Here is a 23081-nt window from a genome sequence, read left to right as displayed (position 1 = left end):
CATTCGATTAGAGCTTCCCTTTGTTTTAAGGGCTTATGGTCTAGAAATTGGTTTTCACAAAATAAGTTTCCCCATTCTTTTTGTACATCATCACACCCTCAATGATCTTAAGAGAAGTAATTTCCTCTTTAGTCAAATCATCAGCCTTAAATAAGAAGGCTCCCTTCAACGTAATAAAATCATCCTTCTCCATCATGCCATCAACCGTGAGTCTCAAGTTAGATTCTTTCATCCTAACTTTCACATCATTGAGAATGACAAGTTCAGCATAGTCAACTTCTACAGGAACCGAAGAAACATTTTCAACTCTAACCTCGTATGTATATTTTTGATAATTTGGATCGTGTTCAAACAACCCTACAGATGTATTCATATTTGTCATTTTTAATTCCAAAGATTCTTCCGTTGTTCCACAACCAGTAAGGGCTAAAACAGTAATAAGGAAAGCCAACACACTATATTTATATCTCACAGAAATCCCCCCTCTTAGAATATTGACGTAATTGAGAGGATTAAAGTTGCATCGTTTCATCACCTTATTGATTACATTAGTTCCTCATCAATATGTAAGCCATATAAATGACATAGGCAACTGCTAATATCATTCCTTCATATTTCCCAACCTTATAATAGGTGCGGGAAAATATAAGTAAAACACTTGTGAGCACAATCATTAGGATCACATCTACATAAATTTTACTGTCTACAGCAAGTGGAGATATCACTGACGCTGCACCGAGAACAAAAAGGATATTAAAAATATTACTTCCGACGATGTTACCAAGGGCGATTTCACTTTGCTTTTTTATCGCTGCGGTAATCGAGGTAATTAACTCAGGTAAAGATGTACCGACCGCTACAATGGTCAGACCTACTAATGTTTCACTCATCCCAAATGAAATAGCTAGTTCAGTTGCACTACTTACAACCAAGTCTCCGCCAAAGATTATGGCTGCTAAGCCACCAAGAGTAAACACAATATTCTTACCCCATGAAATCTCCATTGGCAATGCGCTTGCGCGCTTCCCTTTTTCTCGATTATGTCTAGCCACTTCAAAAATATAGTAGAGAAAAATCGCGAAGAAAAGCAAGAAAATAAGTCCATCACTTCTCGTAATAAGATTTTCACTCATCCCTTGAAGTAGAACATCATTAATCAAGACAAGTAGAACCGCACTGGCTAAGAGAGTAAAAGGAATTTCCTTTCGAATCGTTTCATCTTCGACACTAAGTGGATTCAAAAGCGCTGTCAATCCCACTACAAATGTAATATTAAAAATATTACTTCCCACGACATTACCTATGGCAACCCCCGCATTATTTTCAAAGGCCGCAACAATACTCACTGTGGCCTCTGGTGAACTGGTACCAAACGCTACAATCGTCAAACCAATCAGCAAAGGGGAAACCTGGAGACCTTGAGCAATCTTAGAAGCCCCTTCCACGAAGTAGTCTGCACCTTTGATGAGCAAGGCAAAACCGAGTATTAATAAAAGGTAGGTCACTTCAAATCACCATCCATAATGACAAGTGTAAATAATATCCAGTATACATTATTAAGGAATCAAATGGAATTCAAGCCAGCAAAATGAAAAAAGAAACGGTATGTTTCAACCGTTCCTTTTCACCTTTACTATTAATATCCCCATCCTGTACGACTAACAATGACAAGTAAAACGTAAAGCACCAAAATGAAGGCGATACCACCGCCGTATCCAACACCTACAGCACTCATGAGATAGACCTCCTTTCATTTCAGAAGATACTCTATCATATGAAGAATCCTGTGAAATGTAAGGGCGAGTATACTAGTCAATTGCGTAAAATGGAAGACCTCTTACTTCTCCTCCAATAGCTTCACTCGAAACAAGATGACGCGATCATATTCAAGCATCTCTTCAGGGACTTCACCCGTTTCGTCATACTGCGCAAAAAGTCTTCCGTTATAACTGATTCCATTACCGTCATCATCTTCTAATATTGTAAGGACAGTTACCGGCCGGTTCATCATTAGATCTACTTTTTCGTTTAAAGGGCTAGTTAATCGTCCTCCAGAGAGAACGGGAAGAGCCACCTCTCGTTCGGTACTCGAACTTCCCCCTTTATCCATAATCGATGCAGAAATATGCATGCTTCTTTCCTTTGAACCCTCTACCTCTTTAAAATCATATGAAAAAAGAACCTGGCTCTTTTTTCTTTGCTCTTGCATCGCATTTGACTTCCCCATTCCCATATGTAGCAAATCTTCTTGCTTTACCCCGTTTTCAAACCATTCCACCGACAAATGAACCATAAGAGGTTCAATCGTATTATTTTCTAAATCAAAAACTTGCACTTGGTCAAGTCCTAATCCACCAATTATCCGTTTTGTTTCATCTGACAATGAGGCTACCGATAAAGTTGGGGTAATCTCCGTGTTGATCGCTGGCTCGGGTTCTTTCTCAGTTTGCTCCACAGGTTGGCACCCAATCAAAAGAATTAGTAACAACAGTACGATAGGCATTGATATCCACTCTCCTCCCTCTTCTATAGACGATGAGCGACCTCCATTAGTTACAGTACCTTTACCTTTATTTTCATCCGAAAGGTTTCATAGATTCCTGTCCATCCATCCAAAGGCTGTGAAAGCCTTTTACTAAATGAAAAATAAAACCCTATTCCAAGAATAGGGTGATGTGAACAAACTTGAGTTTTTTCATTCATTTTTATCCCTCTTTGACCAAATCGATAGCAATCTTCCGTAGATATTCGGGAATGACATTTTCGCTTTTGCAGTTATCACAATAAATTTTTTTAACCGCTTCTTGGTGAATATATTGGATGAGTACGTGGGGAGATAACGGCTTAGGCAATCCACAGTCCTGGCAAAACATCAAATAAACGGTTTTCATCATTCCCGACCTCCTTTTGAGATTACAACAGCTACTATATAATATACTACACTTTTCTAAATTTTCCTTCTTTATAATATTACACAAGATATTTTCTTAATAAAACAACTACCGTAATTAATCAGTTTTGTAACCGATACCATATTTCGACGGATTTCGCAATACGTTTACTGAAATAAATATTGACGCACCACCTAATTTGGTATACGATGTACAACGTAGATAAATTAAAAACATTGGAGATGGCACGACACATGTTTAAGTATCTTTATGGTAAATTCGCAGAAAAGCAAGCAGAAAGAAAGTTACGAGAGATTGATCAAATGTTACACTACACAGAATATCACCAAGATGCTAGAAAGATTAGGTTCTTTTAATATAATGAATGCGAGAAAACCATCCTTTTGCGGATGGTTTTTTCATGTGATACGTAACGGTAGTTATCTAATGAAAGGTTGAAAACTCTCCCTGCCTATGCAACTTAGCCCCTTAATACTACTTTTCACACTGAAATTATCGCCATTCACAACCGATTTATGCGTAACATTCTAAAATTTATTATAATTATGCTAACCTAAATTCTAGATAATTACTCTATTAAAGGAGGAAAACCATGAAGGTAACGAAAAACAGATGGCTCATTGCTTTATCCGCTATTGCGATCCATATTTCCATCGGTGCTGCCTATGCTTACAGCGTCTACAAAAAGCCATTAGTTGAAACGGCAGGGTGGTCCGAAACAGATGTTACTTTATCTTTCACCATAATGATGGCGCTTGCAGGAATGTCTGCAGCTATTTTCGGTAAGTTTGTGGAAAGACAAGGACCAAGAAAATCAGCCTTACTTGCAGCAGTATTGTTCGGGTTAGGACAGGTAGGTTCCGGCTTTGCAGTATCGATCGACTCTTCTAAGCTCTTCTTGCTTACTTATGGTTTGTTAAGTGGCTTAGGTCTTGGAATCGGTTACATTTCTCCTGTATCTACTCTGGTTAAATGGTTCCCTGATCGAAGAGGATTAGCTACCGGGATGGCGGTACTTGGGTTTGGATCTGGCGCTCTTGCTACGGCTCCCGTAGCTGCAACTCTCATTGTATCAGTCGGAATTCCTAGTACGTTCTATATCCTAGGCGCATGTTATATCACCCTCATGGTGCTTGGTGCTTCTTATATCGCCCCTCCTAAAGATGGTTGGATGCCAGATGGCATGAAGAAGGCAATCGCATCTGGGCAAAAAGTGATCATTAAAGATTTAAGACAATTAACTTCTAAAGAAGCGGTAAAAACCAAACATTTCTGGATGCTGTGGTCTATGATGCTTATCAACACAAGTGCAGGAATTATGATGATTTCCGTAGCTTCACCTATGGCTCAAGATGTAGTAGGATTGTCCGCCGCAGCAGCTGCGACGATGGTCGGAATTATGGGTATCTTTAACGGTGGAGGAAGATTGGGCTGGGCTGCAGCTTCCGATTATATTGGTAGGCACAATATTTTCTTAATTTTCTTCATCATTCAAATCATAGCGTTTGCAACTCTTCCTCTTACGACCAATGTTCTTTTATTCCAGCTGCTCATCTTCCTTGTCGTCAGTTGCTATGGTGGTGGATTCTCTAACCTTCCTGCTTTTATTGGAGATTTATTCGGAACAAAGCAACTTGGGGCGATCCATGGATATCTTTTAACCACCTGGTCTCTTGGGGGAATTATCGGTCCGCTGCTAGTAAGTAAAATTCAAGGCGCAACAGGCAGCTACATTCCCGTCTTTTATGTTTTCCTAGGAATGATTACATTAGCTTTCTTCATCTCCATTATGCTTCGAGCTGATATTAAGAAGTACCGTAATCAAGAGCAACAAAAACAAGCAATTGCTTAATACAAAGAAGGATCTACTCGTCTGGAACGGTAGATCCTTCTTTTCCTTACTTTTTCAAACAAACGAGCTTCATTTCAGTCATTTCCTCAACCGCGTACTTTAATCCTTCACGGCCTACCCCACTTTCCTTTACTCCTCCATATGGCATATGATCCACACGGAACGTTGGGATATCATTGACCATCACACCGCCTACCTCTAAACTTTCAGCAGCTCGCAATGCAGTAAAGACATTGTTTGTATAGATCCCTGCTTGCAATCCATAACGTGAATCGTTAACATAACGAATGGCTTCGTCAACAGATGCTACTTTATTTATTAACACGATAGGAGCAAATACTTCTTGGCAAGAGACCTTCGCTTGTGGATCAACGTTAAGTAGGACAGTAGGTTCCAAAATGTTTCCATTCCTTTGGCCACCTGCGGCAACGATTGCCCCTTTTTGCTTTGCTTCCTCAATCCAGTCCAAAGAGCGCTCCACGTCCTTAGGGCTAATAAGTGCGGATACTTCTGTTGCTGGGTCCATTGGATCGCCTAAAGTTAGATTCTTTGTTTTCTCTACGAACTTTTCAACAAATTCATCATACATCTTTTCATGGACATAAACTCGCTGTAAAGAAATACATACCTGACCTGCAAAGGCAAAAGCTCCCATAATGGCACGACTTAGTATGGTGTCCACATCTGTACCCTCATCTACGATCAGCGCAGCATTTGAGCCTAGCTCTAAGGTGACTCTTTTTAATCCGGCTTTGTTTCGAATACCTATTCCAACGGCAGGACTTCCTGTAAAAGTAATGACTTTCACCCGATCATCAGCAATCAACTGCTCTCCAACCGTACTGCCGCTTCCGGTTACTACGTTAAAGGCACCGGCCGGCAATCCTGCCTCGTGTAAGAGCTCGGCCAAAAATAGAGAGCTCAGCGGGGTTTGAGTAGCCGGTTTGAGAACGATCGTATTCCCTGCGGCGATGGCAGGACCTACTTTATGAGCTACTAGGTTCATAGGAAAGTTAAACGGAGTAATCGCAGCGACCACACCTAAGGGTTGGCGAATCGTAAACGCGATTCTGTCTTCCCCCCCAGGGGCTGCATCCATGGGGATGGTTTCCCCATGGATGCGTCTAGCTTCTTGAGAGGCAAATTTATACGTCATAATTGTTCTTGCTACTTCCCCCTTCGCGGTGCTTAAGGGCTTCGCAGCTTCTAACGCGATGATGCGAGCTGCTTCATCTGCCTTCTTTTCAAGCAGCTGAGCGAGCCTTTCTAGTATATCTGCCCGCTGATGGGCAGGCATCTTGGCCATGATGGGGCGCGCATTCTCAGCGGAAGCAATCGCCATTTCGACTTCAGCGGCATCGGCGTAAGGAATTTCGGCAATTTGCTCCCCGTTATACGGACTGTATAGAGGACGATATTCTTTCGCTTCTAGCCATTCTCCATGAATATAAAGCTGTTTTCTCACTTAGTTATCCCCCCTTAATTTAAGCAAGCTCTTTGAAAATATCTTCAATGACGTCTAATGCTTCAGCCAACTGCTCATCGGAGATAACTAACGGAGATAGGAATCTTAATACGTTACCGTACAGACCCGCACTTAGTACGATGACTCCTCGTTGATAGCACGCCGCTACGATTTTAGCTGTCAATTCCTTATTTGGTTCTTTGCTAACAGGATCTTTCACCAGTTCGATTGCACACATCGCACCTAATCCACGAACATTTCCAATCACAGCGTACTGTTGCTGCAATCGTTCAAAACGGGAGATAATCGTTTGGCCAATGACTACGGATCGATCAACGAGCTTCTCTTCTTCCATCATCTTAATGACTTCAAGCGCAGCCACACATCCTAACGGACTTCCGCCGTATGTTCCTCCGATTTCTCCCGGAGCTGCTGAATCCATGATTTCTGATCTTCCTGTGACGGCACTAATCGGAAGCCCTGCACCGATGGACTTGGACATGGTCATGATATCAGGTACAATATCGAAGTGTTCCATCGCAAACATTTTGCCCGTACGTCCAAACCCTGTTTGAATTTCATCGGCAATAAACAAGATGCCATACTTTTCGCATACCTTTTTCACGCCTTGAACAAAGGTCTTGGATGGTACGATAAATCCGCCTTCCCCTTGCACAGGCTCCATAATGATAGCCGCGATCTCTTCCGCAGGTACTTCGGACAAGAAGAATTCTTCTAACTGATCAAGCACCATTTGATCTAGCTCTTCTTGGCTGACTCCAAGCGGGGCACGATAGTAGTAAGGGTAACGCATCTTGTACGTATCCGGAGCAAAAGGGCCAAATCCAAACTTGTAAGGTTTTACTTTACTGGTTAAAGACATCGCTAAGAGCGTACGCCCATGAAATCCACGGTCAAAAGAAATAATCGCTTTTTTCCCTGTAAATTTACGAGCTAATTTAATCGCATTTTCTACTGCCTCAGCCCCACTGTTAAGGAATATCGTTTTCTTAGCGTGGGATCCTGGTGTCATGGCATTCAACTTCTCTGCTAATTCAATATACGGCTCATACATCATCACATTGAATCCTGGGTGAATATACTTTTCCACTTGTTCTTTAAGAGCTTCAACCACCTTCGGAGGACAATGCCCTACATTCAGTGTTCCAATCGCTCCAGCTAAGTCGATGAACGTATTCCCATCAACATCCGTTAATAAAGCTCCTTCTCCTTTAGCAGCAAAGGAAGGAACCGTATTGGACACCCCTTGCGCTACATTGTTCTTTCTTCTTTCTAATAAATCGGATGCCTTCGGCCCCGGGATAGCTGTTTTTAGTTCGATATATTTTTGTGTTGTCTTTTCCATGGTTTCTTCCCCCTCTAAGTTAAGTGATCCCTAATGGATCTGTTACTTTTCATTAAGCAAAAGTCATGCCAACACTTTAAAGGTAGAATTTACGGGATTATTGCCATTTAAGTAGAGAGATTATTAGTAAGGTTATTCAAAAATGAATATATATTATTCAGTTTTGAATAATGATGAAAGATCCGTTAAACCGACTCCTAAGGGCACTCTCTCCCGTCTACAGTTTGCATCTTATGGCTAGAAAATCGCACCTCATTACTCAAAATTCATTTTTTCACTCAACCTGTTAAAATGCCGACTCATGGTTGGTTGACTTATTTCTAGAGCTTTTGCTGCTCTGGTTAACGTCTTGTATTCAGCGAGGGCCATTTTGATCAATTGATACTCTGTCAATTCCACGGCTTTTTCCATCGGAATAATAGCATTTACTTGAACAGGCGGTTTACGACGAGCGCTACCTGCTCCACTTCCATCAGGAACATGACTTCCTCCTAGAATCCGACTTAAATCGTTTGCCATGATCAAATGACTGGACGAAACCACCATGACTCTCTCCAGTACATTTTGCAGCTGCCTCACGTTACCCGGCCAATGATAGGCTTTCAGAAGTTCGAGTGCATCTTCCGAGAAGTGCATTTTCGTCGCAAACTTTTCATTGAAGTAATCTAAAAAGTGGTGCACTAGCGGTTCAATATCTTCAATCCGTTCCCGTAACGCTGGGACGAATAAAGGAATGACGTGGAGACGATAATACAGGTCTTCTCGAAAGGTTCCTTTAGCAACCATATCTTCTAGATCTCGGTTTGTCGCCGTAATAATACGGACGTCCACACGAACAGGATGCGTCCCCCCTATTTTCATCACTTCTCGCTCTTGGATTGCTCGAAGCAATTTCACTTGCAAATTTAGCGGTAGCTCTCCTACCTCATCTAGGAACAGCGTTCCCTCATCCGCTATTTCGAACAGTCCCTTTTTCCCCTGATGAAGGGCTCCGGTAAAAGCTCCTTTCTCATAACCAAACAATTCGCTTTCGAGCAGATTTTCCGGTATGGATCCGCAATTGATCTTTATGAAAGGCTTCTCTTTACGAGGACTGAGATGATGAATTGCATGAGCAATCAGCTCTTTTCCTACACCGGATTCCCCGTAAATGGTAACCGTGGAAGACACGCGAGCCACCTTTTCCATCTCAAATAGAAGTTCTTCCATTCGTTCCGACTTATAGATAATCGGCTTCTCATTCTCATGCTGCACCTTGCGTAAGATGTTCATTTCCTGACGGTACTTCTCATTCAGCGATCTTGCTTCTTCGAGCTCTTCCTTAAGATTGGTTACCTCCGTAATGTCCCTAGACGCAATCACGATCCGCTCGATTTCTTTCTTCCGATTAAAAATGGGATTCCCAACAGCTAGAATCTTCCGACCAAAGCGGTTTTGCTGTACAATGGAAATCTTCTTTTTTTCAGTTAACACTCGGCGAGTAACGGATGGTTTGAACCAGCCTTTTTCCTCAAGGTCCAGCATGTTCTTGCCCACGACAGAAGATAGGTTGACTCCCCATAGATTTAGATGACTTCGATTTGAAACCCGAAGCACCGTCCCTTGGCCATCGACCACCAATACTTCATCATAAATAGAATCAACAATTGCCTCTAAGTCAGTTGCCAAGTCTCTTAATTCTTGGGAGAAGGTTTGCTTAATATACTGAAGCTCAGCCGATCCCGCATCAAGCCACCCCACGATCTCTCCCGCTTCGTTCTTCACGATTAAGTATGGAGCTTGAAGATCTCCATGGGATAGGACACGGGATTGATCGACAACTCTAAAATCGGTCCGGTAATCTACTAGTTTTGAAGGAGTCTCGCTTTGCATAAGGAGATCATAGCTATCACATAGACCGATCGGCCTCTTATCTTTCATCATGATTATTACTCGCGCTTGCTTCTTTAGCATCAAGCTCGTGGCTTGCTTTACGGTTGAAGACTCATCTATTAAGATAAAATCGGTATTCACATCTTGAAGGCCCATCCCTTTATAACCCCTCTCGGTTGTATAGATCTGGCCGTCTATTTTCCATATAATTCAGCACTCCCTTAGAGGAAGTCGTTTCGTTAAGCGTAATCGGTACTACAGCCAAATCTTCATTATTTAATGATTTATACAAAGAAGTTCCCGTGGGGTGGATAATTTCACTTTCCCCAAAGAAGAGTGTGTCATTCTCCAATCCCACTTTATTGGCTGTAGCGACAAAGACATGATTTTCAATCGCGCGTGCACGGAGGTAGATATGCTGATAAGGCTGATACGGAATCATATTCGAGCTGAGGATCAAGATGATCTGGGCTCCTTTGATCGCAAGAACCCGTGCCATCTCTGGGAATTCCATATCATAGGTAATCATGATCCCGAATTTTCCTTCCGGAGTGTCAAATACCGGTATTTTTTCTCCGGCGGAAAAGTACTCCTTTTCATGATCGAACAGATGACTTTTTCTATACGTTCCTAAGATTTCTCCTTGTCGTCCGATAAATGCAGCAGAATTATAGATCTTCTCCCCAACTCGTTCCGGGAAACCAACGATTGCTCCTGTATTTAGACGCCTGGCCTGTTCCCTGACCCTTGTGATCGTATCTTCCTCCACGGTTTCAGCTAAATCATAAACACGATCCCCTAGGAAGTATCCGGTTGTATATAATTCAGGAAATAAAACATAGTTCGCCTGATTGGCGCTAGCCATGGCCATTGTCTCAAGCACACGGCGAATATTGGCTTCCTTCTCAAATAAATTGCTCCGCAATTGGGCTAAGCCCAAGTTCCAAGTTGCCATGTCCTATTCCTTTCTATATTCTTTCAGTTTTTTTACAATCGTAGATTGGTCCACTTCAAGGATTTCTGCCACTTTGTATGTATTCCCATAGAGTCGGTAAGCCTTCTGAATCAACTCTTTTTCTAGCTGTTTCTTTGCTTGTTTCAGCGGAGGAAACTGAAGTTCATCGTTAGACTGGGGAAAATCTCCTTTACCTAAGCCTTCTTGACTATTAGTCACAACCATTCTCTCAATCTTATTCTCTAACTCTCTTATATTACCTGGCCAATGATAATGCAAAAACTCATCTTTCACCTTCGGATGCAGTTGCATGAACAGTCCATATTTTTTATTGTATTTGGACATAAAGTAATTAATTAGGTGCGGAATATCCTCTTTCCTCTCACGCAAGGCCGGAATTGTTAGAGGTACGACGTTCAAACGATAAAATAAATCTTCCCGAAAAGCCTTTTCTTTCACCAACTGGGATAAATCCTTATTCGTAGCGGCTATGATACGTACGTTTATTTTCTTATTCTCCGTGCTTCCCACTTTTCTAATCGTATTTTCCTGGAGCACGTTGAGCAGCTTTGCTTGAAGGCGATAAGGAAGCTCCGCAATTCCATCGAGAAAGATCGTTCCCTCATGAGCAACCTCAAACAATCCTGTAGCACCACCCTTTTTTCCACCAGTAAAGGACCCATGCTCATAGCCGAACAACTCTGCTTCAATCAGATTTTCTGGCAAGGCTCCGCAATTCACGGCAACAAATGGCTTACTCGCCCGGTTACTAATGCGATGTATCATATTGGCAATGGCGCTTTTCCCTACTCCTGACTCTCCTAAAAGCAACACCGTAGAATCGACTTGAGAAACAGCCTGAATGATCTTGATTACGCGTTGCATAGACTCGGAATGCATTATAAGCCGATTATCCCCAGAGTTAAAACTCTCATCGATAGCAAGGCCCGTTGATGGTATAGTAGACAGATTAAGAAGAGTTAAAACGTATTGTACCCCATCCCCTGGATGGTGAATCTCCTTCCAGACATAGACCACCATCTCTCCTTGGTGGGTCATAAGAAGTTGGTGTTTCTTCTCTTTTTCCGGTGGGGTCACAAAACAAGCGTTCCAATCCACATCATAAATCGATCTTCCTGGCCGAAAGATACCGACTGGATCCTGAGTTTGGTTATTTCCAGCCAGATAACGTATATAGAGATATTTATCCAATAACAACGAAAGGCAACCTTGAAGGCCTGACTTGTGCGAGTTCATGGTCTCCCCTTTCTTTCCTCTGAAAAGGAAACAACTGATGATGAAAAAAATCATCAAGATAACTTGAACCTTGGTAGATATTGATTTGTTCCTATCTTTCGATTTATCAGGATGAAAAAAATCATCTTTTCTCCTTATTATAGGTTTTGAACTTCTCTAAATCAACAGAATTTATGCAGTTGCCAGACTTGGCATCCTTCTTGCAAATAAACTTGCAATCAATACTTAAGGAGGAATTTTATGAAAGAAGAAGTGGCCTTAAAAAGAGAACTAAGCTTGTACCAGGTCGTATTATTCGGGTTGGCCTATTTGACGCCTATGATTGTGTTTGGAATGTATGGCACACTTGCCGATGCCAGTCATGGTGCTGTCGTTCCGACCTTTGTCCTAGCACTGGTCGCGATGCTGTTCACGGCTTTCAGTTACGGAAAAATGGTAAAAGCCTATCCCATAGCCGGTTCCGCCTATACCTACACCCGAAAAACTCTTAATGGTCACATCGGCTTCATGGTTGGTTGGGCTATTCTACTTGACTACATTTTTATCCCTATGGTGATCTGGTTGATTGGGGCTCTATACTTCGGGACCATTTTTCCAGGCGTACCGATGTGGGTATGGATTGTCACTTTTATTATCCTCACTACAGCCGTCAACATTCTAGGAGTCAAAGTTAGTAATAAAGTAAACTTTTTGCTTATGATTTTTCAGTTCTTAGTTATTGGTATTTTCGTTATATTAAGTATCAGGAGTCTAATGACAGGTACTGGCGCAGCAACGATTTTCTCCATCCAGCCGTTTTTTAACGAGAATACTTCCTTTAATTTTGTACTCGCCGGTGCGGCGATCGCATGCTATTCCTTTTTAGGATTTGATGCGATCACAACATTTACGGAAGAAAAAAAGACCCTGAGAAAACAATGCCAAGAGCCATTATGCTTACTGCCCTTATTGGCGGGATTATATTCATTCTTGTATCCTATTTATCCCATTTGATCTACCCTGATTACACCCAGTTTAAAGACTTAGCTACCGCTGGGGACGAGCTGGCTTATATGGTTGGGGGAAATCTATTCAGTTCCATCTTCTTAGCCGGTCTAATTATCGCTCAATTTACATCAGGCCTGTCAGCGCAAGCCTCCGCCTCACGTTTGCTTTATGCTATGGGACGTGATTCTGTTTTGCCAAAATCGGTATTTGGCTATATCAACGCCAAATATCAGACGCCTGTGATCACACTTATCCTGATTGGGTTAATTGGGCTCCTTGCCATCAAGTTTGATATTCTAAGTGCAGCCTCTTGTATAAACTTTGGAGCGTTTGCTGCTTTTACGATGGTAAATCTAGCAGTCATTGCTCACTATTACGGAAAGAACAAACAGCGTTCAGGCAGTGGCGTGATTTTTAACTTGATTATCCCTCTTATTGGAGCCGTTTTAAATATACTCTTACTACTAAGCTTAGACCCAATGGCCAAGCAATACGGTATGGTATGGGGAGCAGTGGGGCTGGTTTATCTTGTTTATTTAACCAAAGGATTTAAACAGCAACCCGTAGACTTAAAAATGGATGAGGTCGTATAAATGAAAAAAACATGGAACATCGCTCTTGCTCAAATTCCGGTGCAAGACGGCAACAAAGAAGCAAATCTTAAAAAAATGGAACAGTTTATCCAAGAAGCTTATCAACAATCAGCTGACCTCGTTCTTTTTCCGGAACTCATCGTGACAGGACTTGTATCTAGGGATCAGCTTCCTCTGGTAGCTGAAGCCAAAGACGGGTACACGTGTAAAGCAATCCGGAGTATGATTCATAGATACCCAATCCACGTTGTGTATTCATTTATCGAAGCTGATGGTAGAGATGTATATATTACATCCTGCCTTATGAATAAAGAAGGCCAACTGCAGCACTATTACCGCAAGACACATCTGTTTACAGATGAGAATCTGCTTTTTTCTAAGGGAGACCAACTAGAAACTTTCGAGCTAGATGGGGTCACCTTCGGATTGCTCACTTGCTATGATATTGAATTTCCCGAACCAGCTAGAGCCTTAACCTTGCAAGGGGCCCAAGTGCTGCTCGTGAATTCCGCCAACATGTCTCCTTACGAGAATCAGCACCGTATCTTTTGTCAAGCGCGAGCGATGGAAAACCATCTCCATGTCGTGTATTGCAACCGCCTAGGAAGTAATGATCACTATGAGTACCATGGGGAAAGTCTCGTAGTCCATCCGAGTGGTAAGGTGCTACTAGATGGGGGTTCTGATAGAGAAGGCCTTGGCTTTACTACCCTTGTTTTGGAAGAGGACTCGGTTCATTCCTATCACTATTTAAAGGAACGCAGGCCGGAATTATACCGATAAAAAAACAGACCTGATCTCTGATTAATAGATCAGGTCTGTTTTCTTCGCTTTTTTACTACGCTTTTACTCCATAGCCCTTTTCCTGTGCGATATAATCCAAATGAATGGTTTGAATATCTAGTAGTTCAGAAGCGGGCTTATCTAGCATGTTTCGAATATCTAATACCTTGAGGTACCCGTGACATTGATTGCAGACATGAATTTGAGCTTTTTCTTCTCCTTCTACAGATAGATAGCGTAACTCTTTTTCATCTTCACACCCACAATGAGAGCATACAAGTCGATTTTCTTGCCATGAAGTATAGCATCGAGGACAGTTCAGCATTTTCTTCCCTTTTTCGAGTACAGCTAGTCTGACAGGTTCTCCGCAGCAAGGGCAGATACCCTGCTTGTCGAGTCCCGAGATTTCCTCATCAAAACTAGTGGAGACCACACGTAGAACGGGTCGTAAGGCTTGCTCTGCCACATAAGGTATAATCCATGGATCTACTTGCCAATCATTAGCCAAATTTTCCATAGTAGATTCTTGGAAGAAAAGGAGTTCCTGAGCCCAAGTTGCGGTGATTTCCATTGTCGTTTGATCGATCATCTTTTGCAACTGATCTTGAAGCTCTGGCTGTAACTCTTGTAACAAAACGAGCAACTCCATAATATTTTGATGATAGAGAGTTGGATTCACGTCGATAGCCGCTTGATAAACAAAGGGCAACTCAGGTTGGAGAGGATCCTTACTCCTAACTGGTAGGCCTTCCGCTGAAAGCCGCGCTTCCCAAAGCTTTTGATGCTCTATGATTTTCTGCTGATATTCAAGATACGCTTCTGAAACGACTGAGGTACTCATAGTCACGCTCCTTGCTTCTTTTTCTTTTCTTCTTCCTTGAGCTCATCATACCAGCGTCCGTGGTGTTCCTTCGCCCAAGTTTCAGAGACATCTCCTTTCGTAATTCCTCTCATTGCGTCCTTAGCCCCCGGAGCTAGAGTCGCTAGATACACATGCCCTACTACAACCGCAATGGCAAGAGCAAAGCCAATATTATGAAGGAGATAACCCCACACGCGAATATCGTATGGAATATAACTTGGGAACCACATCATAAATCCAGACGCGATAATGATAATCGTAGTGAATACTTGCAGCAGGGAATTTATTTTTTCCCCTGCGTTGTAGAAATCTTGCTTTGGAATATCCGCATGCTTTCCAAAGAACTCCTTAGCAAACGGAAGGAAAAAACCAAAGTCATGTTTTCTCCAAGTGAAGATCGACTTGATCCAATGGAAGAAGCTCTTCGGATCGCAAAAAATCATGATAAACATAGGGAGAATAAACAAGACAGCAAAGACTCGGTGTAGTAAACGTGCATTTGCCGGTCCCCCTAAGACAGGATAAAGCCAATCAAAAAATTCGGTGTACATGGGCAAGGCGGTAATGTAGAGGGCAAAGAAAGCTCCTGCATTCACCCAATGTGCAATACGAAACGTGAGACTAAAGCGCTTAACGTAACCTTTATTTTTCGTGCTCATCATGCGCCCCCCCTTCTTCAGTCTTCTTCTGCGTACGTTGGGCAATAAAAGCACCAATGACCGCCATGGTTGTTACACCAAAGAGAGACTTGCCGATAGGCTGGGCATAATCCTTCCACAGCTTGGCTGCGGTCGGAACCTTAGGATTCACTGGTAGATCGTACTCGCTCGGATGGTCGGCTAAAAGATAAACCGTGTGTGTACCATCTATGCTTTGCGGGTTATAAATGTTCGCATTCGGAAACCTGTCCTTCACTTTTTTCAATCGCTCTTTCGCAAGAGCTAGCATCTCCTCTTCCTTCCCAAAACGAATGGCTCCTGTATGGCACACATCCGCGCAAGCAGGTTGAAGATTCGCTTCTAGTCGATCGGTACATAGGGTACATTTTTGAGCTTTATAGTATTTCTTTTGTTTCTCATCGGTGTACTCAGCTAAATGAATAGACTCGAAAGGACAATTTTGCACACAGTATCCGCATCCAACACAGGTATCCGAATCAACCACTACGGACCCAAATTTTGTATAGCTGATGGCATTCTCAGGGCATACCTTTTCGCAGGCAGCATCGCTGCAATGCATGCAGGAGTCGTGTCGGAACAACCAATCAAGACTGCCGTTTGGCCGCTCTTTTTCTTTAAACGTAATCAAGTTCCAGGTATTGGCATTTAGTTTTTCATGTGACTGATAGCTTCCTTGGAATTCTTCCGGCACCGCCGGAAGGTCATTCCAATCTTTGCAGGCCACCATACACGCCCGACACCCATCACATAGAGTAACATCTACGAGTTTTACATATTTAGACATCCTTAGGCCCTCCTTATATCACAGAGGAATGCTTTATATTCCGGGATCATCGTATTGGCATCTCCTATGTGAGGCGTTAGGCTGTTAGCGGTTCCCCCTTTGACAAGCCCCTTGTAGCCAAAATGCCAAGGCATTCCCACCTGATGAACAACTTCCCCACGTATCCGATACGGCTTAAATCGCTTGGTTACCATCGCATAAGTCTCAATTTCGCCTCTGGCCGAGGAAACGACAACTCGGTCTTTATTTAAAATCCCTTTTTCTCTCGCCAACTCTTCGCTTATCTCTACGAACATATGAGCCGATAACTCCGAAAGCCAAGATTGATGTCTTGTCATCGCTCCAGACTGCCAGTGTTCTGATAAACGATAGGTTGTTGCGACGATAGGATATTTCGTTTTATCCCCTCGTGGATTATGCTTTCCTCCCCAGATCGTCACGGTTGGATTGAATTCTTGGCTGGAAAACGCATTTGGTATCGGACTTTCGTATGGTTCATAATGCTCTGGGAATGGCCCATCGTTTCTAACGGCAAACAAACCCGCTTTTCCATCCGCCAACATGAAGAATGGATCCTGTCCGCCTTTCCCATCAGGTGCAGTGTTTTTACCAAAATCAGGTACATCATAGCCTGTCCATTCTTTGCTTAGAGCGTCCCACCAGATCCCTTCTTTTCCTTTACTCCACGGTTTTCCGGCTGGATCGCAGGCAGCTCGGTTATAAAGAATCCGTCGATTCAACGGCCAAGCATAAGACCAATTCAAGTAGTTGCTCATGCCCGTATCTTTATTATCACGACGCTTGGATAGATTTTTACCTTCCTCCGGATAGAAACCACAATAAATCCAGTTCCCGCTGCATGTTGATCCATCATCTTCCAGTTTAGCAAAGCTCGGGATCTGCTTTCCGGTACGTGTGTCGTATCCATTAATCTCTTTGGAAACAATGTCAATGTCTGGATGATCGTGATCACCATAGTTCCAATAGAGCGCTTGAATCGGCAACGCCGACGCATCGGTCCTTCCATGGTACAGCTTTTTCAAACGTAGCATCAACATATGAATAATCTCTAGATCGGCTTTCGATTCATGTTTTGGCTCAATGGCCTGCCAACGGTACTGCATCCAACGACCGCTATTGGAAACGGTTCCTTCTTTTTCATAAGAAGCCGCTGCAGGTAACAAGAAGACTTCCGTCTGAATCTCTGAAGGGTCTGCTCCGGATTCTCTTGACCAAAATGTGGAAGTCTCATGCTCCCATAGATCGGCGGCAACAAGCCAGTCCAGCTTGCCTAGCGCTTCTTTTTCCTTCCCCGCATTGGGTCCACCAACGACCGGATTCGTTCCGAAGCAGAATAAGCCTTTTAATTCGCCCTTTGCCATCGCTTCGAACAAAGGAATATGGGAATAATTTTTCTTTCCTTTAGGCAAATAGTGATATCCGAATTCATTGTCTGCCGTGGCCTGTGGACCATAAAATGCTTTTAAGAGACTGATGACAAATTTAGGTTTGTTAGACCAATATCCCGTTTTCGGAGTCTCATTTTCTAGATAGGCCTGTAATGTAGCATGTTTCTCTGTTGCCGTCGGGGCCCCCAAGTAACCTGGTAGATCTCCATATAACAAGGCAAAATCAGTAGATCCCTGGACATTGGATTCGCCACGCAGCGCATTCACGCCACCGCCAGGTCTTCCTACGTTTCCAAGCAGCAATTGAAGTATCGCATACACTCGGACATTCTGAGTCCCGACCGTGTGTTGGGTCGTTCCCATAGCATAGAGAATGGTTCCCGTACGATCCACGGCGCTTGTTCCCAAGAAGGTCTTGGCAATATCGAGATATTGATCTTTAGGTGTACCCGTGACCGTACAAACGGTATCTATATCATAGCGGGAGTAATGTTTTTTCATTAATTGAAACACGGTTCTTGGGTTCGTTAAGCTTTCGTCCCTCAGGATGTCTCCATTTTCATCTCTCTGGAACGTCCAAGTACTTTGATCATATTTTCGATTAGACTCATCATATCCAGTGAACAATCCATCCTTAAAATCAAAGTCATCATGAACAAGAAAAGAAGCGTTCGTATAGTTCACAACATATTCTTTGTGATACAGCCCATTCTCTAATGCGTAATGAATAAGTCCTCCCATGAACGGAATATCCGTACCGGAACGTAGGGGGGCATAGAGATCCGCTTGACTCGACGTTCGGGTAAAGCGAGGATCGACCGAAATAATCTTCCCTCCGTTTTGTTTTGCTTTCAGTAGCCACTTGAAACTAATCGGATGATTCTCAGCTGGATTAGCCCCGATAATGAGGGCACAGTCCGTATATTGCAGGTCATTCCAGTGATTCGTCATTGCTCCACGTCCAAAGGTAGGTGCCAGACCGGCAACCGTAGAGCTGTGTCAGAGGCGCGCTTGGTGTTCGATATACGTCAGTCCAAGCCCTCTCATCATTTTAACTAGTAAGTAACATTCTTCATTATCTAGGGCGGCTCCACCTAGACTTGCTATCGCCTCTGTTTTATTAACAAGAATCCCATTTTCCTTTTCCACAAAGGTGTTATCTCTAGTCTTCTGGATTTTCTCAGCAATACGATCCAGCATCCAATCCCAGTCTTTTTCTTCCCATCGATCGCTTCCAGGTGCACGATACAACGGTTTCTTCACCCTTTGATCGGAAGTGTATAACTGGCGAATCGTCGTTCCTTTGCTGCACAATGATCCTTGATTAATCGGATGATCCGGATCTCCCTCGGTAAATACAACATCATGGTCCCGGGTATGCACAAGAATCCCGCATCCTACGGCACAATAAGGACATATCGTCGGTGTCACTTTTGTCTCTGCTATCTTAAGTTGTCTTGTTTTTGCTTGAGCTTCCTTGGAGTTAAAACCTAGCTCCACCACGGCTAACGTAAGCGCGGTTGCCCCAGATAATTTCAGAAACTGTCGTCTGGTTAGATCAGGCATCACTCTTCCTCCTTTTACATGATCCCTTGCTTTTCCGATAGATCGTCTACCACTCTACCGCATGAACTGTAAATTAACGTCATACGACCGCGGAGATAACCCACCACCTCAATCTGTAGAAATTTGGCAAGCTGAACAGCTTGTTTCGTTGCTGCTGTTCGTGAACCAACGATGCCAAAGCCAAATCTTGCTGCTTTCGCTAGCATTTCATATGAAATGCGTCCTGTCGTTAGAAGGATTAAGTCTTCTGCTTTCCATCGATTACGAACCGCGCACCCAATCGCCTTATCTACCGCATTGTGGCGCCCAATGTCCTCCCGAATGGTAAGGTTCCCATTGGAGTCAATGAGACAAGCTCCATGCATGCCTCCGGTCTCGAGATACATCTCACATCGTTGCGCGAATTCATTTCTCTTTTTTAATAAGTACGAAAGCGGGACTCTAGCTTTGTTTTTGACTTTCTTGAACTGCTTGACATCTGTCATCGAAAAGAAGGTTACCCCTTTTCCACAACCTGCTGTAAAATGTCTTCGCTTCTCTAAGAACTTTTCTACATCAAATCCGGGTCCTGTGGTCACCTGTATTGACCCTTGTTCTTCCTTGATTAGTAAACTATCAACATCATCTATGGATTGAATCATTCCTTCAGAATAGAGATAACCGATCGCCCAATCTTCTAAATCAGCTTTCGTAAGTTGAAAGGTTGCAATCTCCTTTTCATTCACCATCAAGGTGAACGGATACTCTTCCGGACAATATTTATTCACTTGGGAAACACCTCGCTTTCCCCTGGTCTAGGTTAAATATTTTGTTGATAAATAAAGCTTACCGTTTTAAGATTTCGAAGGCAGTGAAAAACCTCACTTTACAAACTGGAAATACCATCCATGTTGATATCTGTGGCTAAGCCATTTCCATTCTGATAAAGATGCGATCCCCTTCGATCTCAATAGGAAAGGTTTTTACTAAACCTTTATGAGGTGCCTGTACGGTTCCGTCACGAAGGGATATTTTCCAGTCATATAAAGGACAATAGACGAACTCTCCACTGACAAGCCCTTCAGAAAGTACGCCGCCTTTGGGATGTGGACTTCTGTTTTCAATAGCTCTCACTTCTCCATTCGTTAGACGAAACAAAGCGATTTCCCACTGACCTACGGTAATGGCCTGTCCCATTCGTTCAGGGAGCTGACTATATTCAGCAACTTGGATACGAGCTATGGTTGTTTTCATCGGGTTACCTCCACGTTTACATTGCGGTGACTATAGTAATGATCTTGAAGGCTGGATTCCTCTAAAGTCTGTCCCCAAGGATCAACATATCGAGCCAAGGTTTGCTCGAGCCGATCATTGAGTTCTCTACAAGTAGTTGGATCTGCTAGGTGCTCCTGAACCTGCTTGAGATCTATACGCTCCATCCACTTCGAAGTGCGTTCCAGATAAAGAGCGGTCTCACGATAATATTGTAAATAGGCTCCTGTAAGTTCCAACGCCTCTTCTTCGGTCTTAACTTTGGCTAAAAACTCCCCAGCACGTAAGTCTGTTCCACCGTTCCCCGCGACGTAAATTTCCCAACCTCCGTCTACTCCAACAAACCCAATATCTTTAATACCGGCCTCTGTGCAGTTGCGAGGACATCCAGACACGCCCATTTTCACTTTGTGTGGTGTATCTAAGCGCTCAAATCGTTTTTCTAATTCGATTCCAAGTCCCATGGAATCTTGTGTACCAAAACGGCAGAAGGTTTTACCTACGCAAGTTTTTACGGTTCGTAGGGTCTTCCCGTAGGCGTAACCTGAAGGCATCTCCAAATCAGACCAGACTTGAGGAAGCTCTTCTTTCTTAAGTCCGAATAAGCCAATTCGCTGCCCACCCGTTAATTTCACCAAGGGTACCTGATACTTGTCTGCAACGTCGGCAATTTTCCGCAAGTCATTCGCCGTGGTCACACCACCATACATTCTTGGAATAACGGAGTAGGTTCCATCCTTTTGGATATTGGCATGAAGCTTTTCGTTAACCAACCGCGAATCGCGGTCATCCTGATAATCAGGGTAAATCATACCTAGATAATAGTTCAGGGCTGGACGACACTTTGTGCACCCTTCCTCGTTCTTCCAACCAAGGACCAACATGACCTCTTTGACCGAAGTAAGTCCCTTTTCACGAATGCCTGCCACGACTTCATCTCTGCTCCAGGAGGTGCAGCTGCATAAGGTAGGTTTGAGATCAGCTGGTTCAAAGGAGCCACCTAATGTATGCTCGAGGATGTTCTGGATCAGCGGCTTGCATCGGCCGCAAGAGCGTCCTGCATTCGTACACCCTCCGATCTCCTCCACGCTGGTCAGCCCACGGGATTGCACAGCCTCAACAATCATGCCTTTATTGATCCCATTACAGCCGCATACGACCTCATCAGCAGGCATGGAGGAGACATCTTGGAAGCTCTCCACACCTCCCCGCTCATTGAAAAAGGAGATCGTGGTTTTACCGGATACGTCCTCTTTTCGCATCATCATTCCGAATAAACGATTACTGTCACTCGTATCCCCGTATAACACAATTCCCGTAATGCATTGATCTCTTAGAATCACTTTTTTATAGATTCCATTCCATTCGTCATGAACTTTAATCGTTCTCGTTTCCGGACTTTCCTTGATTTCCCTTGCAGAAAACAAATCAACGTCAGATATCTTCAACTGCGCTCCTACAATAGACCCAACATAGGGATCCGGACTTTCTCCGGAAAGCTTTTTCGCCAATACTTGGGCTTGTTCATACAGCGGAGCCACTAGGCCATACAGGGTTCCAAGGTGCTCTGCACACTCTCCTACGGCATACACATGAGGAAGGCTCGTCTCCATAAAATTGTTGATGACGATTCCTCGATTCACTTGTAGACCGCTTGCTTTGGCTAGATCAACATTAGGTACAATCCCAGTTGCCATCACCACAAGATCTGCTGGCAATACGCTTCCATCCCGAAAATAAATACTAGTAACCCGCTCATCTCCAACAATTTCTACTGCTTCCTTACTCATATGAAATTTCATTTCATGACTTTCAAGTTCCATTTGAAGCATTCTTGCAGCCACTTCGTCTAATTGCTTTTCCATCAAGTAATCCATGAGATGAACAACATCCACTTCCATACCTAGACTCAATAGCCCTTTCGCCGCTTCAAGCCCAAGGAGTCCTCCTCCAATCACCACAGCTCGCTTCGCCGTCTTAGACGTTTCCATCATCTGAAGACAATCGGCTATGTCGCGAAAACCAATTACTCCCTGTTTATCTGCACCTGGAATCGGTAGAATGAAAGGGGATGAACCCGTGGCGATAATTAATTCATCATAAGAGACGATTCGGTTGTCCGAGTAAACCAGCTTTTGGGTCGTGTTTATTGTTCTAATGGCTTCGCCCGTATATAGTTCAATCCCTCGATCACTGTACCAGTCCCAATCATTCATCACGATGCTTTCTATCGTCATATCCCCTTGTAGTACATGGGACAACTGGATTCGATTGTAATTCGGATAAGGCTCTTTCCCAAAAATCGTTATATCATAAAGTTGACCATTCACCTTAAGAATTTCCTCAATCGTTCGAACACCTGCCATTCCATTGCCAATCATCACTAATTTTTTCTTGCTCATGATGTCTCCTCCATCTGTTGCGATTTGTACAACGGATTTTCTCTTGTTGATTGAAGTATACTTGAGGTTAACAGAATAACTTGTG

General features: G+C 43.2%; 19 protein-coding genes and 1 pseudogene. 3 read left to right on the top strand and 17 right to left on the bottom strand.

Annotated elements, in window-relative coordinates; genetic code table 11:
• Positions 1-40: 40 nt before the first annotated feature.
• The 5 genes from EIZ39_RS14155 to EIZ39_RS14135 all read right to left on the bottom strand — a co-directional run bounded on the left by EIZ39_RS14155 (position 41) and on the right by EIZ39_RS14135 (position 2894).
• A complete protein-coding gene (locus EIZ39_RS14155; protein WP_129200627.1) occupies positions 41-472 on the bottom strand; it encodes a hypothetical protein in 432 nt (143 codons plus the stop codon).
• 76 nt (positions 473-548) lie between these two features.
• Positions 549-1505: a calcium/sodium antiporter gene (locus tag EIZ39_RS14150; protein WP_129200626.1), complete on the bottom strand. Its 957-nt coding sequence runs from the start codon at positions 1503-1505 to the stop codon at positions 549-551.
• A 131-nt stretch (positions 1506-1636) separates the two neighbouring features.
• On the bottom strand, positions 1637-1735 hold the full coding sequence (locus EIZ39_RS14145; protein ID WP_129200625.1) for a sporulation protein YjcZ: 99 nt from the start codon (positions 1733-1735) through the stop codon (positions 1637-1639).
• Between the two features lie 102 nt (positions 1736-1837).
• Complete coding sequence (locus EIZ39_RS14140) at positions 1838-2503, bottom strand: hypothetical protein (RefSeq protein WP_129200624.1); 666 nt, start codon at positions 2501-2503, stop codon at positions 1838-1840.
• A 202-nt stretch (positions 2504-2705) separates the two neighbouring features.
• Positions 2706-2894, bottom strand: coding sequence for a hypothetical protein (locus EIZ39_RS14135; RefSeq protein WP_129200623.1), 189 nt, complete (start codon positions 2892-2894; stop codon positions 2706-2708).
• A 610-nt stretch (positions 2895-3504) separates the two neighbouring features.
• Here EIZ39_RS14135 and EIZ39_RS14130 point away from each other — a divergent pair.
• Complete coding sequence (locus EIZ39_RS14130) at positions 3505-4764, top strand: L-lactate MFS transporter (RefSeq protein ID WP_129200622.1); 1260 nt, start codon at positions 3505-3507, stop codon at positions 4762-4764.
• Positions 4765-4810: 46 nt separating this feature from the next.
• Here the strand turns inward: EIZ39_RS14130 and EIZ39_RS14125 are convergent, their stop codons facing one another.
• The 5 genes from EIZ39_RS14125 to EIZ39_RS14105 all read right to left on the bottom strand — a co-directional run bounded on the left by EIZ39_RS14125 (position 4811) and on the right by EIZ39_RS14105 (position 11679).
• Positions 4811-6229 carry an aldehyde dehydrogenase family protein gene (locus tag EIZ39_RS14125; protein WP_129200621.1) on the bottom strand — a complete coding sequence of 473 codons (1419 nt, stop codon included), beginning with the start codon at positions 6227-6229 and terminating at the stop codon, positions 4811-4813.
• A 19-nt stretch (positions 6230-6248) separates the two neighbouring features.
• Positions 6249-7595, bottom strand: coding sequence for a 4-aminobutyrate--2-oxoglutarate transaminase (gene gabT / locus EIZ39_RS14120; protein ID WP_129200620.1), 1347 nt, complete (start codon positions 7593-7595; stop codon positions 6249-6251).
• Positions 7596-7850: 255 nt separating this feature from the next.
• Positions 7851-9623, bottom strand: a complete 1773-nt coding sequence (locus EIZ39_RS14115) for a sigma-54 interaction domain-containing protein (RefSeq protein WP_129200619.1) — start codon at positions 9621-9623, stop codon at positions 7851-7853.
• A 4-nt stretch (positions 9624-9627) separates the two neighbouring features.
• Positions 9628-10422: a carbon-nitrogen hydrolase family protein gene (locus tag EIZ39_RS14110; RefSeq protein ID WP_129200618.1), complete on the bottom strand. Its 795-nt coding sequence runs from the start codon at positions 10420-10422 to the stop codon at positions 9628-9630.
• A gap of 3 nt (positions 10423-10425) precedes the next feature.
• A complete protein-coding gene (locus tag EIZ39_RS14105; protein WP_240675807.1) occupies positions 10426-11679 on the bottom strand; it encodes a sigma-54 interaction domain-containing protein in 1254 nt (417 codons plus the stop codon).
• A 240-nt stretch (positions 11680-11919) separates the two neighbouring features.
• Between EIZ39_RS14105 and EIZ39_RS14100 the strand changes: the two are divergent.
• Both EIZ39_RS14100 and EIZ39_RS14095 read left to right on the top strand, forming a co-directional pair.
• A pseudogene (locus EIZ39_RS14100) lies at positions 11920-13259 on the top strand (APC family permease).
• Positions 13260-14042 (top strand): nitrilase-related carbon-nitrogen hydrolase, encoded by a 783-nt coding sequence (locus EIZ39_RS14095; RefSeq protein WP_129200617.1) that lies wholly within the window; start codon positions 13260-13262, stop codon positions 14040-14042.
• Between the two features lie 55 nt (positions 14043-14097).
• Here the strand turns inward: EIZ39_RS14095 and EIZ39_RS14090 are convergent, their stop codons facing one another.
• The 7 genes from EIZ39_RS14090 to nirB all read right to left on the bottom strand — a co-directional run bounded on the left by EIZ39_RS14090 (position 14098) and on the right by nirB (position 22996).
• Positions 14098-14883: a formate dehydrogenase accessory protein FdhE gene (locus EIZ39_RS14090; protein ID WP_129200616.1), complete on the bottom strand. Its 786-nt coding sequence runs from the start codon at positions 14881-14883 to the stop codon at positions 14098-14100.
• Between the two features lie 2 nt (positions 14884-14885).
• Positions 14886-15566, bottom strand: coding sequence for a formate dehydrogenase subunit gamma (locus EIZ39_RS14085; RefSeq protein WP_368666317.1), 681 nt, complete (start codon positions 15564-15566; stop codon positions 14886-14888).
• On the bottom strand, positions 15547-16368 hold the full coding sequence (locus EIZ39_RS14080) for a 4Fe-4S dicluster domain-containing protein (protein WP_129200615.1): 822 nt from the start codon (positions 16366-16368) through the stop codon (positions 15547-15549). The genes EIZ39_RS14085 and EIZ39_RS14080 overlap by 20 nt, the downstream gene beginning before the upstream one ends.
• A gap of 2 nt (positions 16369-16370) precedes the next feature.
• Entirely contained in the window at positions 16371-19343 is a 2973-nt protein-coding gene (gene fdnG, locus EIZ39_RS14075) for a formate dehydrogenase-N subunit alpha (RefSeq protein WP_129200614.1), read from the bottom strand.
• A 14-nt stretch (positions 19344-19357) separates the two neighbouring features.
• Positions 19358-20110, bottom strand: coding sequence for a formate dehydrogenase accessory sulfurtransferase FdhD (fdhD, locus tag EIZ39_RS14070; protein WP_240675806.1), 753 nt, complete (start codon positions 20108-20110; stop codon positions 19358-19360).
• A gap of 136 nt (positions 20111-20246) precedes the next feature.
• A complete protein-coding gene (gene nirD, locus EIZ39_RS14065; protein ID WP_129200613.1) occupies positions 20247-20576 on the bottom strand; it encodes a nitrite reductase small subunit NirD in 330 nt (109 codons plus the stop codon).
• On the bottom strand, positions 20573-22996 hold the full coding sequence (gene nirB / locus EIZ39_RS14060) for a nitrite reductase large subunit NirB (protein ID WP_129200612.1): 2424 nt from the start codon (positions 22994-22996) through the stop codon (positions 20573-20575). The genes nirD and nirB overlap by 4 nt, the downstream gene beginning before the upstream one ends.
• Between the last annotated feature and the right edge of the window lie 85 nt (positions 22997-23081).

Origin of the sequence: Ammoniphilus sp. CFH 90114 (assembly GCF_004123195.1) — a bacterium.
GTDB lineage: Bacteria > Bacillota > Bacilli > Aneurinibacillales > RAOX-1 > YIM-78166.
The sequence above is the reverse complement of the archived record's forward strand: the minus strand, read 5'-3'. Positions and strand labels throughout refer to the sequence as shown.